The sequence below is a fragment of the Burkholderia sp. B21-005 genome (assembly GCF_020843965.1).
Lineage (GTDB): Bacteria > Pseudomonadota > Gammaproteobacteria > Burkholderiales > Burkholderiaceae > Burkholderia > Burkholderia ambifaria.
The window spans coordinates 1,004,118-1,020,046 of the sequence record NZ_CP086303.1; the positions used below are offsets into that span (position 1 = coordinate 1,004,118).

At 66.9% G+C, this 15,929-nt stretch carries 12 protein-coding genes; 7 read left to right on the plus strand and 5 right to left on the minus strand.

The genetic code is table 11. The annotated features are described in order from the left end of the window. Positions 1-125: 125 nt before the first annotated feature. Both LMA02_RS35000 and LMA02_RS35005 read right to left on the minus strand, forming a co-directional pair. Positions 126-437, minus strand: coding sequence for a DUF4148 domain-containing protein (locus LMA02_RS35000; protein ID WP_011660879.1), 312 nt, complete (start codon positions 435-437; stop codon positions 126-128). Positions 438-857: 420 nt separating this feature from the next. Next, positions 858-1,823, minus strand: a complete 966-nt coding sequence (locus LMA02_RS35005; RefSeq protein WP_228910418.1) for a GlxA family transcriptional regulator — start codon at positions 1,821-1,823, stop codon at positions 858-860. A gap of 224 nt (positions 1,824-2,047) precedes the next feature. Here LMA02_RS35005 and LMA02_RS35010 point away from each other — a divergent pair, with 224 nt between their 5' ends. The 5 genes from LMA02_RS35010 (at position 2,048) to LMA02_RS35035 (ending at position 6,440) form a co-directional block, all read left to right on the plus strand. Continuing rightward, on the plus strand, positions 2,048-2,689 hold the full coding sequence (locus LMA02_RS35010; protein WP_228910419.1) for an HD domain-containing protein: 642 nt from the start codon (positions 2,048-2,050) through the stop codon (positions 2,687-2,689). Positions 2,690-3,021: 332 nt separating this feature from the next. Continuing rightward, the gene (locus LMA02_RS35015; RefSeq protein ID WP_006753033.1) at positions 3,022-3,477 is read left to right on the plus strand and encodes an antitoxin Xre/MbcA/ParS toxin-binding domain-containing protein; all 456 of its coding nucleotides are present in this window, start codon (positions 3,022-3,024) and stop codon (positions 3,475-3,477) included. Beyond that, on the plus strand, positions 3,474-3,953 hold the full coding sequence (locus tag LMA02_RS35020) for an RES family NAD+ phosphorylase (protein WP_166723524.1): 480 nt from the start codon (positions 3,474-3,476) through the stop codon (positions 3,951-3,953). Before LMA02_RS35015 ends, LMA02_RS35020 begins: the two co-directional genes overlap by 4 nt. Before the next feature lie 331 nt (positions 3,954-4,284). Next, entirely contained in the window at positions 4,285-4,962 is a 678-nt protein-coding gene (locus LMA02_RS35030) for a heavy metal response regulator transcription factor (RefSeq protein WP_006759651.1), read from the plus strand. After that, complete coding sequence (locus LMA02_RS35035) at positions 4,959-6,440, plus strand: heavy metal sensor histidine kinase (protein WP_228910420.1); 1,482 nt, start codon at positions 4,959-4,961, stop codon at positions 6,438-6,440. Before LMA02_RS35030 ends, LMA02_RS35035 begins: the two co-directional genes overlap by 4 nt. Here LMA02_RS35035 and LMA02_RS35040 read toward each other — a convergent pair. The 3 genes from LMA02_RS35040 to LMA02_RS35050 are packed head-to-tail and all read right to left on the minus strand — an operon-like array spanning position 6,421 to position 12,592. Then, positions 6,421-7,914 (minus strand): efflux transporter outer membrane subunit, encoded by a 1,494-nt coding sequence (locus tag LMA02_RS35040; RefSeq protein WP_228910421.1) that lies wholly within the window; start codon positions 7,912-7,914, stop codon positions 6,421-6,423. The two genes, LMA02_RS35035 and LMA02_RS35040, sit on opposite strands and share 20 nt — an antisense overlap. Before the next feature lie 30 nt (positions 7,915-7,944). Then, positions 7,945-9,312: an efflux RND transporter periplasmic adaptor subunit gene (locus LMA02_RS35045; protein ID WP_228910422.1), complete on the minus strand. Its 1,368-nt coding sequence runs from the start codon at positions 9,310-9,312 to the stop codon at positions 7,945-7,947. 49 nt (positions 9,313-9,361) lie between these two features. Further along, positions 9,362-12,592 (minus strand): efflux RND transporter permease subunit, encoded by a 3,231-nt coding sequence (locus LMA02_RS35050; protein WP_228910423.1) that lies wholly within the window; start codon positions 12,590-12,592, stop codon positions 9,362-9,364. Positions 12,593-12,861: 269 nt separating this feature from the next. On the opposite strand from LMA02_RS35050, the gene LMA02_RS35055 reads away from it, so the two are divergent. Both LMA02_RS35055 and LMA02_RS35060 read left to right on the plus strand, forming a co-directional pair. Next, positions 12,862-13,143, plus strand: a complete 282-nt coding sequence (locus tag LMA02_RS35055) for a DUF4148 domain-containing protein (RefSeq protein ID WP_228910424.1) — start codon at positions 12,862-12,864, stop codon at positions 13,141-13,143. A gap of 707 nt (positions 13,144-13,850) precedes the next feature. Continuing rightward, positions 13,851-15,839, plus strand: coding sequence for a gamma-glutamyltransferase family protein (locus tag LMA02_RS35060; protein WP_228910425.1), 1,989 nt, complete (start codon positions 13,851-13,853; stop codon positions 15,837-15,839). The last annotated feature ends 90 nt before the right edge of the window (positions 15,840-15,929 follow it).

Sequence of the window (15,929 nt, forward strand, 5' to 3'; positions counted from 1 at the left end):
ATCGATCGTGCGTCGTTCAGACCGCAGGTCGGAGGTACGAAAACGAAACACCCCGCCCCGATGAACGGGAGCGGGGTGTTGCGTCGGCAGCGCGCGTATCGAGGTACGCGCCGCGTGCGTCGGTCTTACTGACCGAAATAGACCGAGTCGCGAGCGGTTTGCTTGACCGCGATCGCGCGGCCGGTACGCACGCCGGCGGCGGCTTGTGCGCCGTAACCCGTTGCGTCGCTGTTCGTCACGCGTGCCTGCGCGGTTTGCAGCGCATTCGGATAGTGGGCGTCGGACGCTTCCGGCTTGTAACCGGCTTGCTCGAGCTGCACGAGTTCCGCGCGGACCTGGGCGCGCGTCAGTTCGCCCGACGGGTTCGACTGGGCGAATGCGCCAACGGATGCGGTAAGGGCGGTGGCAGCGGCGACTGCGTAGATGAACGACTTCATGGTGACCTCCGGTTTTCGTAGATTTCGCGCTTCGCTTGTTGCGTTCAGCGGTTGATTGCATCGTAGCGATCGCGATACCGGTCGGAAATAGGCGTTCCAGCGAATAATTATTGCAACTGGGTAAACGATTCGCGGGGAAAGACGGATTTTGTCTGATGATTATTGGCGTGCCGGCGTGCATTCGCGGGGTGCGATTGGGGGCGCTGAACCAGGAACTGGCGCGATCCGGGACAGAGGCGTATTGCAACCGCACGCCGACCGCTGCCGATGGAAGATCAATTAAATCGGATAACGAATCATTGGTCGCGGGCAAGGAAGCGCGTTCGCCCCATCGCTGTGCAATTCGGACCGGCCCTACCTTCTCGTGCATCGACGGAAGTTTTAACGCCGCATCGTCGCGCGTACCGCATCACGCGTCACTCACGCCTCGACAACCGCCTGTCGTTTCCGGTATTCGGCGGGCGTGATCCCGACGTGCCTGGCGAACGACCGTCGGAGCGTATCGACATTCGCGAAACCGCATTTCGCGGCGACCTGCTTCGGCGTGTCATGTCCGTTTTCGAGCAACTGCCGGGCCGCGGAGATGCGGGTCGCTTCGACCCACGCGGCCGGCGTCATGCCGACCTCCGCGCGAAAGAGCCGCGCGAAGTGGCGCGGGCTCATGCCCGCATGCTTCGCGAGTGCCGCCACCGAATGTTCGAGTTCAGGATGGCTGGCGATCCAGCGCTGGACTTCCTGCAGCACGGAGCGCCCGGCCGGCCGTGCCTCGCCGCTGCGGCTGAACTGAAGCTGCCCGCCCGGGCGCTTGAAGAACATGACCAGTTGCGCGGCGACGCGCCGCGCGATTTCCCGGCCGAGATCTTCCTCGACCAGCGCGAGCGCGAGATCGAGTCCGGCTGTGACGCCCGCTCCGGTGCGCAGCTTGCCGTCGCGTACATACAGCGCGTCCGCTTCGACCGTGAGCGATGGATACGCATCGGCGAGCGCGTCGGCGGCGGCCCAGTGCGTCGTCAGGCGTCGTCCTTTCAGCAGGCCGGTCGCCGCGAGGATGAAGGCGCCGGTGCAGATCGAGCCATACCGCTTGCTTTGCACGGCGGCCGAGCGCAGCCATGCGAGAACGTCGGTTCGCAGCGCGACCTGGGCGGCACCCGGCGCACCGGCGACGAGCAGCGTGTCGAGGCGATCGGGAATGGCGGGAGCGATCCAGTCGGCCAGCAATTGCGCGCCCGATGACGTGCGGATCGGCCCGGACTCGCTCGCGATGATCCGCAGCGTATAGAACGGCTTGCCGCATTCGGCGTTGGCCTGGGCGAATACGTCGAGCGGTGCGGAGACGTCGAGCAGTTGCACGCCCGGTACCGCGAAAATTCCCACGACCTTCGGCATGTTCGGTTGCGTGTTGTATCGATGTGTCGAACGTGACGCGTAGCAGTATAGACGCGCAATGCGAGGCGACGAGCGGAGCACCGGCGCACTTCGCGGGTGCGATGCGAGGGTTGCGGCGGCGATGGCCGTCGATCGAGCGAAATGGCAGGATTTGTCGTAATCCGTCGATTGATGCCAAACCCGGGCATCCGGAGAATGGTTGCTGTCTTCAATGGAGGTCGATCATGACTGTGAACGTCGCCGGCATCACCGTTCCCGATAGCCAACTCGCTCGCGAGATCACCGAACTCGTACGGGATACCGAGTCCGAGTTGCTGTTTCATCACTCCAGCCGCGTCTACTACTTCGGCGCGCTTGCGGGGCAGCACCGCGGGCTCCGCTACGATCCCGAGCTGCTCTATTGCGGCTGCATGTTTCATGACATGGGGCTCACGCATCGGCACAGCAGCGCGTGCGAACGATTCGAAGTGGACGGCGCCAATGCCGCTCGCGATTTCCTGAAGAGCAAGGGCATTTCGCAGCAGGACATCGACGTCGTATGGACTGCGATCGCGCTGCACACCACACCCGGCATTCCGCGGCACATGCATCCGGTCGTCGCGCTCGTCACCGCGGGTGTCGAGATGGACGTGCTGGGCCTCACGTATCCGGCGTACAGCGACGTCGAACGAGACGCCGTCGTCCGTGCGCATCCACGCACGCCGCATTTCAAGGAAGACATCATCCAGGCGTTCTACGACGGCATCCGGCACAAGCCGGACACGACGTTCGGCAACGTGAAGGCCGATGTGCTGGCCGACAAGGATCCGCATTTCCATGCAGGTAATTTCTGCAGCGTGATCCGATCGTCGGCATGGGGCGGTTGATCGGCGTTGGCGTCGGCGCTGGCGGGGCGTCGGAGGGAGGGCGCCAAGGGCGTCGCGCCTCGCGCCTGCCGATCGTTATTCCTTAGAAAAGTTGTTACGTGACAACCACATGACGCCAGTACAGCCCTTCATATCCTGAATTTCACTGCCTCCGCTCCCGCGCGAACCGTCGATTGCGCGCCCGCGACAGCATGTAATGGGGCCGGAGCAAGGCGTCGAAAGCCCGGTCCGACGACCCCCGTGACGATGCGCGATCGAACCGCTGACGACAAGAATCTGCCCGTCTTCGGCAAAACGCCTATAATGTTTGGGCAAATTGCCGGAGAAGAATCATGAGCACGATCGCGTTTCACCCTTCGGGCGTCGCGCACCCGCGCCAGGCCGAATTCACGATACTCGAGCAACTGCTCGCGATTCGCGTGCGCTCGGGCGCCGATCTCGCCGAGCTGGCGAGCGCGCGCGTCGACGTCGCGGTGATCGATCGGCTGTCGGAGCGCGGCCTGAAGTCGGACGAACTCGCCTTCATCATCCCGCGGCGCACGTTGAGCCATCGCCGCCAGGCGCACGAGCGCCTGTCGCCGGAGGAATCCGACAAGGCGATCCGGCTTGCGCGCATCGTCGCGCAGGCGACGGCCACGTTCGGCGACCAGGACAAGGCAATGGCGTGGTTGCGCAACGGGCTTCAGCGCTTCGGCGGCCGCACGTCGCTCGACATGTCGAGCACCGAGCACGGCGCACGACTCGTCGAAGAGGCGCTCACGCAGATCGACGAGGGGTATTTCGCTTGACGACGCTGTGGCGGATCAGCAATTACGCCGATCTGAAAGGCATCGGCGGCTTGCGGGCCGGCGGGCGCTGGCATTTTGCCGGGCAGCCCGTCGTCTATCTCGCCGAGCATCCGGCGCTCGCGCTGCTCGAGACGCTCGTCCACTTCGAAATGGCCACCGTTGCGCAATTGCCGAGCGGATACCAGTTGCTGCGCGTCGAGGTGTCTGAATCGGTGGACGTTGCGGAGATCGCGGAAGGCGATGCGCCGGCCGACTGGCGGGAGAACGTCGACTGGACCCGCAGCGCCGGCACCGAGTGGCTGCACACGCAGCCGAGCGCACTGCTGCGCGTACCGAGCGTCGTCGTGCCGCACGCGCACAACTTCCTGTTGAACCCGCTGCACCCGGCCGCATCCGACATCCGCATTGCGGAAGTCATGCAGTCGCCGTACGACAGCCGGATTCTGCGGCTGGTGCAGTCGAACAAGAGCGAATAGGGCGCACCGCGCACCGCGCACGGCAAGCAACAGGAACATGTCGTTCATTGCGCCGCCGCCGCGTGGTGCACGAAACGGCAGTGCCGATGCGGGTGCATCCACCGAGATCGACCGCCATCCGATCAGCAGCCGTTAATACGCTGGAAGCGAACCGCGGTATGGCAAAGCGCCGACGCGTCGTCACGACGTGCGCAATGCCGCGACCGTCAACGCGCTGACCCGCTGATTACATTTTCGTAATCGAGCCATGCCGCCGGTCGGCGAAGCCTTTCGCCCGCCGGTTTACCGGTAACATCGCCGCATATTCCAACCGAATGCGATGGAGCCGAGCATGCGCATCCTGATAGTCGAAGACGAACCGAAGACGGCCGCGTATCTGAAGAAAGGGCTCGAGGAATCCGGCTTCAGTATCGATCTCGCAAAGGACGGCGCGGAAGGGCTGATGCTCGCGCAGGAAGAGAACTACGACGTGATCGTGCTCGACGTGATGCTGCCCGTGCTCGACGGGTGGGGCGTGCTCAAGCGCCTGCGCGATACCCATACCACGCCCGTGCTGTTCCTGACCGCGCGCGATGATGTGCAGGACCGCGTGCACGGTCTCGAACTGGGCGCCGATGATTACCTCGTGAAGCCGTTCGCATTCGTCGAACTGCTCGCTCGCATCCGCACGCTTGCGCGCCGCGGGCCACCACGCGAGACGGAGCGCATCGTGGTCGGTGACCTGGAAATCGACGTCGTGCGCCGCCGCGTGAAGCGCGGCACGGTGCGGATCGACCTGACGCCACGCGAGTTCTCGCTGCTGCAGTTGCTCGCGCGTCGGCAAGGCGAAGTATTGAGCCGCACGCAGATCGCGTCGTATGTCTGGGACATGAACTTCGATAGCGACACCAACGTCGTCGAAGTCGCCATCCGACGACTGCGCGCGAAGATCGACGATGCGTTTCCGGTCAAGCTGATCCATACGGTGCGCGGCGTAGGTTACGTGCTCGAACCGAAGGACGGTGCATGACGCTCGGTCGATCGCTTGGCGCGACGCTCGCGCTCGCGTTCGGTGCGACGATGCTCGCGGTCTTCGCGCTCGTCGGCACGTACGTGTATACCGGCCTCGAGCGGCAAGTGAGGACGCAGGACGATCTGGACATCGTGCTGGCCGCACGACACACGCGCCGGCTCGCGGGCGAACTCGATTCGCTCGACGCCGTGCGCGCGCACGCGGACCGGCTGACGAGCCAGGTGCTCGGCAACACGGCACTCTCGATGGCCGTGGTCGACGATCGGGACAACGTGCTCGCGCGGCACAACGTCAGGCGCAACGAGCGCGAGGATCTGCCGACGGCTGCGTCGGGCACGGCATCGCCCGCCCCGTCTGCGTTGCCCGATGCCGAGCTGTTTCCTCGCCACGCGACGCCGGTGCCGGCGGCCGACCGGATCACGGTCGACCGGATCGCGACATGGCGCGCCGACGGCGGCACGCCCGTGCGCGGTGTCGTTGCCGGCGCCATGCTGCGCGACGGTACGCAGATCCGCATCGCGATCGCGCGCGACATGAGCGATCGCGCCGAACTGCTCGACGGCTATCGCAACAAGCTGAAGATCGCTGGCGGGCTGGGCGCGCTGTGCGCGATGCTGCTCAGCTACTGGCTGATCCGCACGGCGCTCGCCCCGCTGCGCGAGATCGTCGCGAACACCGGGCGGATTACCGTCGACAAGCTCGACGCGCGGCTCGACACCGCGCGTGCGCCGCGCGAACTGCGCGCGCTCGTCGATGCGCAGAACGCGATGCTCGGCCGGCTGCAGCAAGCTTTCGGACATCTGTCGCAATTCAGCGCCGATCTCGCGCACGACCTGCGCACGCCGCTGAACAACATGCGCGGCGCGACCGAGGTGGCGCTTGCGCGGCCGCGTTCGCCCGGCGAATACCAGGCGCTGCTCGAATCGAATCTCGAGGAATACGACCGTCTCGCGCGGATGATCGAGAACGTGCTGTTTCTCGCGCGCGCCGAACATCCGACCTTCGTGACGCGGCAGCGCGCATTTGACGTGCATGACGAGCTGACGCGCATCGCCGAATACTTCGAAGGGCTCGCCGATGAAGCGGGTTCGACGCTGCGCGTCGAAGGGCACGGCCAGCTGACTGCCGATGTCGAACTGTTTCGCCGCGCGGTCGGCAACCTGCTCGCGAATGCGCTGCGCTATACGCCTGCAGGCGGCGTCATCGCGCTGAGCGTCGACGAAACGGCGGACGCGGTACGCGTCGTCGTCGAGAATCCGGGCGAGCCGATCGATCCCGCGTTGCTGCCGCGCATCTTCGACCGATTCGTGCGCGGCGACCCCGCGCGCAGCGGCGGCGTGCCGGGCGGCACGGCCGGGCTCGGGCTCGCGATCGTGCGCTCGGTGATGGAGCTGCACGGCGGCACCGCGCGGGTCGAAAGCGACGCTGCGGGCACGCGGTTCATCCTCATCTTCGTCAGGAACCTTGCGTCTTGATCGCCGTGCCCGACCCGGCGGCGGAAGCGGCGATATCCGCGCCCGCGTGCCAGCCGCCGCCCAGCGCCTTCAGCAATCCGACCGAAGCTTCCATCCGGCGCGCGGCGATCTGGTCGGCCTGGCGCCGATTGGTCAGCGCGATCGTCTGCGCGGTCACCACGTCCAGATAGCTGACGGCGCCGGCATTGAAGCGATTCGTCGTCAGCCGCAGCGACAGGTCGGCGGCGTCGGTCGCGCGCCGCTGACTGGTGGCTTCGGACGCGAGTGCATCGAGCGCGGACAATTGATCCTCCACCTGCTGGAATGCGCCCAGCACGGTCTGCCGATAGTCGGCGACCTCGCCATCGTACTGCGCGTGCGCGCCGCGCAACGTCGCGCTGCGCCGGCCGCCGTCGAACAGCGTGCCGACGAGTTGCGGGCCGAGCGACCAGAACAGGCTTGGCGCGGTCAGCCACGGCATGAAGAACCCGCTTTCGAGCCCCGCGCTCGCCGACAGCACGAGGTCGGGGAAGAACGCGGCGTGCGCTTCGCCGATCTGCGCGTTCGCGGCCGCGACGCGACGCTCGGCAGCCGCGATGTCAGGCCGTCGTTCGAGCAGTTGCGATGGCACGCCAGCCGGAATGGCCGGCACGTCGAACGCTTGAACGCGCGGCGGCAGGGCGAACGTCGATGCGCTTTCGCCGACGAGCGTCGCGATCGCATGCTGGAGCTGCGCACGCGACGCGTCGATGTCGGTGTCCTGCGTGCGCGTCGCTTCCAGTTGCGTTTCGGCTTGTGCGACGGCGGACGCATCGATCGCGCCGGCCGCGAGCTGCTGTTGCAGCAGCTTCAGCGCATCCGCATACGCGCGCACCGTGTCGTCGAGCAGCTGCTTTTGCGTGTCGAGCGAGCGCAGCGCGAAATAGTCGGTCGCGAGTTCGGCCGTGACCGACAGTTTGACGGCTTGCAGATCGGCCGCACTTGCGTCCGCGTTCGCCTGCGCACCTGCCACTGCATCGCGCACGCGGCCGAACACGTCGGGTTCCCAGCTTGCAGTCACGCCGACCTGATGGTCGGGTGTCGTCTTGCCGGCGAGGGACGAACCCAGCTTGTTCTGCGATATGCGTGAACGGCTTTGCGCCACGCCCGCGGTCACTGTCGGCAGAAAGCCCGCATGCTGGTAGTTGACCGTCGCGCGCGCTTGCTCGAGGTCGGCAACGGCTTTCTTCACGGTCTGATTCGACACGTCGACGCGCGCTTCGAGCGCGTTCAGATCTGCGTCGTTGAACACGGTCCACCACGCGCCGCGCGACGCGGCATCGGCCGGCGCCGCGACATGCCAGCCCGGTTGCGCGGCCGGTGCGCCCGCATAGTGCGTGGGCACGGCGACGGTCGGCGGCGAATAGGGCGGCAGCGTCGAGCAAGCGGCCAACGCGGTGACAACGCCGAGCGCGACGACGCGGCGGGCGAACGGGAGCGGGTGAGGAAGACGCATGGCGGGAATCTCACGGGTAGGCATGGCGGGTCAGGTGCGGGCGTTCGAGGTAGGCGCAACGGGCGCGGAGGCGGGCAGGGACGTCGCCGCGCGTGGCGCTGACGGCACGCCGCTTGCCGTGCCGGGTTGCGCTGCCGGCGAAGCGGCTGGCACCGCGCCGTGCTCGACCGACACGATCTTCACGGTTTCGCCGCTTGCGATCGAATCGCCCGGGTTGTCGATCACGCGATCGGTCGCGCCGATCCCCGCGACGATCTCGACATGCGTGCCGAAATCGCGCCCGATCTGCACGGTCTTCAGCGCCGTGCGTCCATTCGCGTCGACCGTTGCAACCGTCACGCCGTTCGACCGGTACAGCAGTGCACTGACCGACAGCTCGAACGCAGGCGCCGCGCTCGGCACGAGCAGGTGCGCCTGCGCATACGCGCCGGGCAGCAACGCGCCATCGCGATTGTCGACGTCGATCTCGACACGCAGCGTGCGCGTGACCGGGTCGATCGCGCCCGCGCTGCGGGCGACGTGCGCGGCGAAGCGCCGCCCCGGATACTGCTGCGTGGTCAGGTAGACGGCCGTGCCGGTGGAGACGCCGGTCGCGCTGTCCTGCGGCACGTCGACGAACACGCGCAGCGTGTCGGTCTGCTCCAGATGGAACAGTTCGCCCGACAGCCCGGGGCTGCCCGGCGTGCCGCCCGCCGTCACGAGCGTGCCGACGTCGACGTTGCGCGCGGTAATCACGCCGTCGAACGGCGCGCTCACCGATTCGAACGATACGAGCTCGTTCAGATGGGCGGTATTGGCCTGCGCGGATGAGAGCATCGCGCGCTTCGCGTTCATGTCGGCAACCTTCGTGTCGGTGTCCTGCTGCGACACCGATTGCGTCTTCAGCATGTCCTGCCAGCGCTGCGCGGTCGATTTCGCATAGTCGTAGTTCGCTTGCGCCGTCGCCGCGTCCGCGCGCGCCTGGCGCAGCTGCGCGTCGAGGTCGGGCGCCGTGATCTGCGCGAGCGTTTGCCCGGCCTTCACATGCGTGCCGATGTCCGCGCTCCAGTGTGCGATGTAGCCGCTCGTGCGCGCGTAGATCGACGCTTCCGCATACGGCGTCACGGCACCCGGCAGCGTGAGCGTCTGGTCGGCCGGTGCGGCGCCGGGCTGGATCACGGTCACCGGCAGCGCCTGCTGCGCAGCCACCTGGTGGCGCTGCGCGGCGCGCGCGTCGATGCGCGGCACGATGCCGATCGCGAGCAGCGCGGCGGCGACGGCAATCGCGGCAAGCGGGACGGCCAGCTTGCGCCCGCGCCGGGGCGGCGGTGTTTCCGGCGCTGCGCCGCGCGCGGCAGGCGGCATCGTTTCCGGTTCGGCAGCCGGCGGCGGGGTGAGAGGTTCGGTCGTGTCGTTCATGATGAGCTCGATGTCGGGCGAGTCGAAGGGAATCGGGATGCGTTCGCGATCAGCGCACCACCGGCATGTCCTGCACGCGGCGGGCGGCGGCCGCTTCGCGGCGTCGGTCGAGCCACGCGTGAATGAAGCCGAACAGCACAGGTACGAACAGCAGTGTGGACAGCGTGCCGAACGCCAGCCCGCCGATCACGGCACGGCCAAGCGGGGCATTTTGTTCGCCGCCGTCGCCGAGGCCGAGCGCCATCGGCAACATGCCGATCAGCATCGCGAGTGCGGTCATCACGACCGGACGGAAGCGGCTGAATCCGGCGTCGAGCGCGGCCTGCCACGGTGGTGTGCCGCTCGCGATCAGCTCGCGCGCCGCGTTGACGACGAGGATGCTGTTCGCGGTCGCGATGCCGATGCACAGGATCGTGCCGGTCAGCGCGGGCACCGACAGCGTGGTGCGCGTGACGAACAGCATCCACGCGATACCGGCGAGCGATGCGGGCAGGCCGCCAACGATCACGAGCGGATCCAGCCACGACTGGAAGTTGACGACCATCAGCAAGTAGACGAGCGCGATCGCGATCGCGAGCCCGCCGAGCAGCCCGGCAAACGATTCGTGCATCGCCTGCACCTGGCCGCGCAGCACGATCGACGAACCGGGCGGCAGTTGCGCGCGCGCATCGTCGACGAGCTTCGTCACGTCGGCCGTGACGCCACCCAGATCGCGCCCCTGCACCGACGCGAAGATGTCGAGCACGGGCTGCACGTTGTAATGCGACACCACGGCCTGCTGCGTCGCGCGTGAGAACGCGCCCAATGCGCCGAGCAGGTTCTGTGCGGGCGCGCCTGCGGCCGGACCGCCGACGGGCGTCTGCGGCGGGCGCGCGGCGCCCGTCGGCAGCGGTATGTTCGCCAGCGCCTGCAGCGAATCGACGGAATACTGCGGGGCCTGCACGATCAACGGGTAGCTGACGCCGTTGCGCGGATCCAGCCAGAAGTTCGGCGTCGTCTGCGAACTGCCCGACAACGCGATCAGCAGGTTCTGCGCGACGTCGCGTTGTTCGAGGCCGGCCTGAATCGCCTTCGTGCGGTCCACGTCGACGTTGATCGCCGGCTCGTCGCCGGGCTGCTGGATGCGCGTATCGACGAGGCCGCGCACGCCGCGCAGCTTGGCAAGCAGCGCATTCGCCACCGCGCGGTTCTGGTCCAGCTTGTTGCCGACGATCTGGATGTCGACCGGCGCGGGCAGTCCGAAATTGAGAATCTGGCTGACGATGTCGGCCGGCAGGAACGCGAACGTGACGCCCGGGAATGATTGGGCGAGCAGGTTGCGCAGCTTCGCGACATACGCTGCCGTCGGCGCGTGGTTCGGCTTCAGCGTGATGTTCACGTCCGCATCCTCGGTGCCGATCGGGTCGGACGAGTCGTACGTGAGGTTGATCCCGCTCACCGGCACGCCGATGTTGTCGAGCATGCCGGCCAGTTGGTTCGCCGGAATCACGGTCCGGACGCGCGCTTCCACTTCGTCGGTGAGGCGTGCGGTTTCCTCGATCCGCGTGCCGGTCGGTGCGCGCAGATGCAGACGGATCTCGCCCGTGTCGACCGACGGGAAGAAATCCTGGCCGGCGAATGCGAACAGGCCGGTCGATGCGGCGCACGCAAGCAGAAACGCGGCCGCGAAACGGCGGCGATTCGAGATCGCCGCGGACAGCAGCGCGCGATAGCGCAGCCGGACCGTCTCGAAGCGACGTTCGAACGCGGCCTGGAATCGTGCGATGCGCGCGAACACGCCACGCGGCGGGCGGCCTTGCCCCTTCGCGCGCATCAGGACCGTGGCGAGCGTCGGCACCAGCGTACGCGAGAAGAAATACGACGCGACCATCGCGAAGATCACCGCTTCGGCCAACGGCACGAACAGGTAGCGCGCGACGCCCGTGAGCATGAACATCGGCACGAACACGATGCAGATCGACAGCGTCGACACGAAGGTCGGCACGGCAATTTCGCCCGAGCCGGTCAGAATGGCGTCTTCCAGCGGCGCGCCGCGTTCGAGATGATGCGTGATGTTCTCGATCGCGACGGTCGCGTCGTCGACGAGTATCCCGACCGCGAGCGCGAGCCCACCGAGCGTCATGATGTTGATGGTCTGGCCGAGCGCGCCCAGCGCGAGCAGCGACGTGAGCACGGCAAGCGGAATCGATACGGCGATGATCAACGTCGCGCGCCAACTGCCGAGGAACAACAGGATCATCAGCGCGGTCAGGCAGGCGGCGATCAGCGCTTCGCGCACGACGCCCTGGACCGCCGCCTTCACGAACACCGACTGATCGCCGAGCGCGGAGATGTGCAGCGCTTTCGGCAAGCCGGCGGCGATCTTCGGCAGCATCGCCTTGACCTGGTCGATGATCGTCAGTGTCGACGCGCTGCCGGTTTTCTCGACGGTCAGCAACGCCGCGCGCTTGCCGTCGACCCGCACGATGTTGGTCTGCGGGGCGTAACCGTCGCGAACGTGCGCGACGTCGTGCACATAGACCACATTGCCGTCGATCGTCTTGACAGGCAGATTGTTCAGCGCGGCGACCGTCTGGGTGCTGCCGTTCATCTGCACGTTGTACTCGCGCGTGCCGATCTTCGCGGTGCCGCCCGGCAGGATCAGGTTCTGCGCGTTGATCGCGTTCACCACGTCGATGGGCGCGAGCCCCTTCGCCTGCAGCGCGCGCGTGTCGAGGTCGACGACGATCTGGCGAATCTTGCCGCCGAACGGCAGCGGCACCGCCGCGCCCTGCACGGTCGCGAGCTGCGTGCGGATGAAGCTGTTGCCGAGGTCGTACAGTTGCTGTTCGGCAAGCGTGTTGCTCGACAGTCCGAGCTGCAGGATCGGCACCGTCGACGCGTTGTACGTGATGATGTTCGGCGGCAACGTGCCGGGCGGCAGGATCCGCAGGATCGACGCGGAATTGCTCGCGGCTTCCGCGATCGCGCGATTGATGTCCGCGCCGGGGTGGAAGAAGATCTTCACGACCGACACCCCGTTCAGCGACTGCGATTCGATGTGCTCGATGTCGTCGACGTCCGACGTCAGCGCGCGCTCGTAGTTGGACGTGATTCGCTTGGCCATGTCTTCGGCGGAAAAGCCGTTGTACGACCAGACGATGCTGACGACCGGAATGTCGATGTTCGGGAAGATGTCGGTCGGCATGCGCAGGATCGCGAGCGGTCCCGCGATGAAGATCAGCAATGCGAGTACGACGAAGGTATAGGGTCTGCGCAACGCCAGCCGGACGATCCACATGATTTTGTTCCTCGAAGCAGGGCATGGGTGCCGCATTCGATGCGGTGAGCTTGCAGTCTGCTGGCGCGGCGTTGACCCGATGCTGACCTGAACATTACGAAACTGTTATCCGGGCGCGGGCGACGGATTTCAAAGTTGTCATCTGCCGGTCAGCGTGGGGTACGGGTCGATCGCCAGAATGGACGTGTCAGGCGGCGAATCGCGATTGCGGTCACGCCGGCGGCGCATCGACGATGCGTCTTCATTGAACCGTTCTCGGGAGTTTCATCATGAATCGCAAACTGATCGCAGCCGCACTGCTCGCCGTCGTCGTCGGAACGCCGGTGGCCGCCTTCGCACAAACTTCGTCGTCCGGCGTGACCCGTGCCGAGGTGATTTCCGATCTCGTTCAGGCAGAACGCGACGGCATCGTGCCCACTTCGAACTCCGACTATCCGCCGAGCGCGGCGACGGTCGCACGCAACCGCGAGCTCTACGCGATCGCGCACGGTGAACAGCGCACCGCGATGGCCGCCGCGGCAACGACCGTATCGACCGCGAGCGCGCAATGAAGCGGGGGAACGTGACAAGGCTCCGTTCCCGGATGGTGGTCGCCGCGCTGCTCGCGGCGACGGCCATGCCGGCCTTTGCGCGCGGGCAGCCGGAATTGCCGAGCGACGACGGCGGCCGTGCGAGTGTGCTGCGCGAGCTCAATCCGACCCGGGCGTCGGATGACACGCGGTCGCGCACGGCATCCGCCTCCTCGAATGGCGGCGGCAACGCACCCAGGACTGCCGCGACCTGGCGGGTCCGAGCCTCGTCGAGCCCGCAGGGGTGATCCGGGGTGGCGGCTCGAGATCCTTTTCACGCACGTACGTCGAAGTCGGCGCGACAGTGAATCCCGACGGTGTCACCCTGTCGCGCGTCGTCTATCACGCAGGCGATCGAGGCGCTCGCATCGCCAGTTTCACCCACCTTGTCTGAGTCCCGATACCGAATCGGTACGCACGGCCACGCATTTGGAGCCCGAATGCCGGCCCCGGACGATGGTGTCAAAAAGGTGTCGTGCGGATTGGCACGGGAGACCGGCGGCGCAACCGCCGGCGCCGTCAAGCAAGCCCGTGCCTGCTGCGCCGCCGATGCGCCGGTCACATCGCATCAATTCCTTATTGCGCAAAAAAATCCGGTCATGGGACTATCGATCGCGTTGTCCGCCCGCCGAGGGGCGGCGCCGTCAGTGTGACGAACGCGCAACGAACGACGAGAATCCCGAGAGACCATGAACAGAACCGCGCTTTTCCCGTACGCGTCCGCACTGGTCGCCGCCGTCCTGATGACGGCGTGCGGCAGTGACGAAATCGAAAACAACGCGGGTGCCACGTCGCCGCCCGTGTCCGACACGAGCTGCCTCGCGATCGACAGCAGCGGCTCGACGGTCGTCGTGGGCTCGAACCAGCCCGGCGATCCGTCGCTGCCGGAAGCCTCGTCGGGCTACCGCACCGGCATGAAGCCCGTCTATGCAAAGAAGTACCTCGTGGCCACCTCGAACGCGTATGCAAGTGCGGCCGGTTGCGCAGTGCTGAAGCGGGGCGGCACGGCCGCCGATGCGGCGGTCGCCGTGCAGGCCGTGCTCGGCCTGACGGTGCCCGAGGCGACCGGCCTCGGCTCCGGCGGCGTGTTGCTCTACTACGATGCGCGCGGCAAGACGCTGCAGGCGTACGACGGGCGCGAAACGGCGCCGGCGGCGGCAACGGAGAACTACCTGCGCTATGTCGACGACCAGAACGACCGGTCTGCGCCGCAACCGAACGCGCGTGCAAGCGGCCGTTCGATCGGCACGATCGGCGTACCGAGGCTCATCGAGGCGTTGCAGCAGGATCACGGCAAGCTGCCGTGGCAGGGGCTGTTCGGCGACGCGATCACGCTCGCGACCAACGGCTTCCCGATCGGCGGCCGGCTGGCCGATGCGATCGCGTTGAACGCCGCGAACCTGAAGCGCGATCCCGAGGCCGCCGCGTATTTCCTGAAGGCGGACGGCACGCCGAAAACGCTCGGCACCGTGCTGAAGAACCCGGCTTACGCGCACACGCTGACGCTGATGGCGCAGTCCGGCGCGACTGCGCTGTACACGGGGCAGATCGCGCAGGACATCGTCGCGAAGATCGCGACGACGCAGGGCGCCGACGGCTCGACGATCACGCCGGGCAAGACGACTGTCGCCGATCTGGCCGCGTACCAGGCGAAGCGTCGCGACCCCGTGTGCACGACCTATCGCAGCTACTGGGTATGCGGGATGCCGCCGCCGTCGTCGGGCGGTATCGCGGTCGCGTCGGCGCTCGGCATTCTCGAGAACTTCGACCTGAAGTCGCTGAAGCCGACGGCGATCGATCTCGAAGGCGGCAAGCCGACCGTCGCCGGCGTGCACCTGATCACCGAAGCCGAGCGGCTCGCGTATGCCGATCGCGACAAGTACGTGGCCGATACGGATTTCGTGCCGCTGCCGGGCGGCACGTGGGACACGCTGCTGAACAAGCCGTACCTGAAGTCGCGTGCCGCATTGATCGACACGAACCACAGCATGGGCACCGCGCAGCCCGGCAATTTCGGCGCAGTGCCGCTCGGCGTCGACACGACGCTGATCGAACACGGCACGAACCAGTTCACGATCGTCGACGCGGACGGCAGCGTGCTGAGCGCGACGACGACCGTCGAGTCGAGCATGGGCTCGTTCCACATGACCAACGGCTTCCTGCTGAACAACCAGCTGACCGATTTCTCGGCGAACCCGCTCGACAGTGCCGGCAATCCGGTGGCGAACCGCGTGCAGCCGGGCAAGCGGCCGCGCAGCTCGATGGCGCCGACGATCGTGTTCGGCACGGCCGCGGACGGCTCGCGCGGCGATTTCGTGATGGCTACCGGTTCGCCGGGCGGCGGTACGATTCCGCAATACGTGGTGAAGACGCTCGTCGGCGCGCTCGACTGGGGGCTCGATGCGCAGCAGTCCGCGGGCCTCGTCGACTTCGGCGCGAGCAACAGCCCGACGACGAACATCGGCGGCGAGCATCCGAACATCAATGCGTCGAACAACGGCGCGAACGATCCGCTGATCGCGGGCCTCGTCGCGCTCGGGCACAAGGTATCGACATCCGCGCAGGCGAGCGGCGTCAACACCGTGATGCGCGTGACGGTCGGACAGTCGCCCGCGCTGCAGGGCGGTACCGATCCACGTCGCGAAGGCGTCGTGCTCGGCGACACGTTCAGGCCGTAAGCGGGCGGTAGCGGAGAATGGCGTGCGGCTCCCGTCTGCCGGTCGCGGCGGATACGGGGCTGCGCGTCGCCGATGCCGAACGTGAAAGCG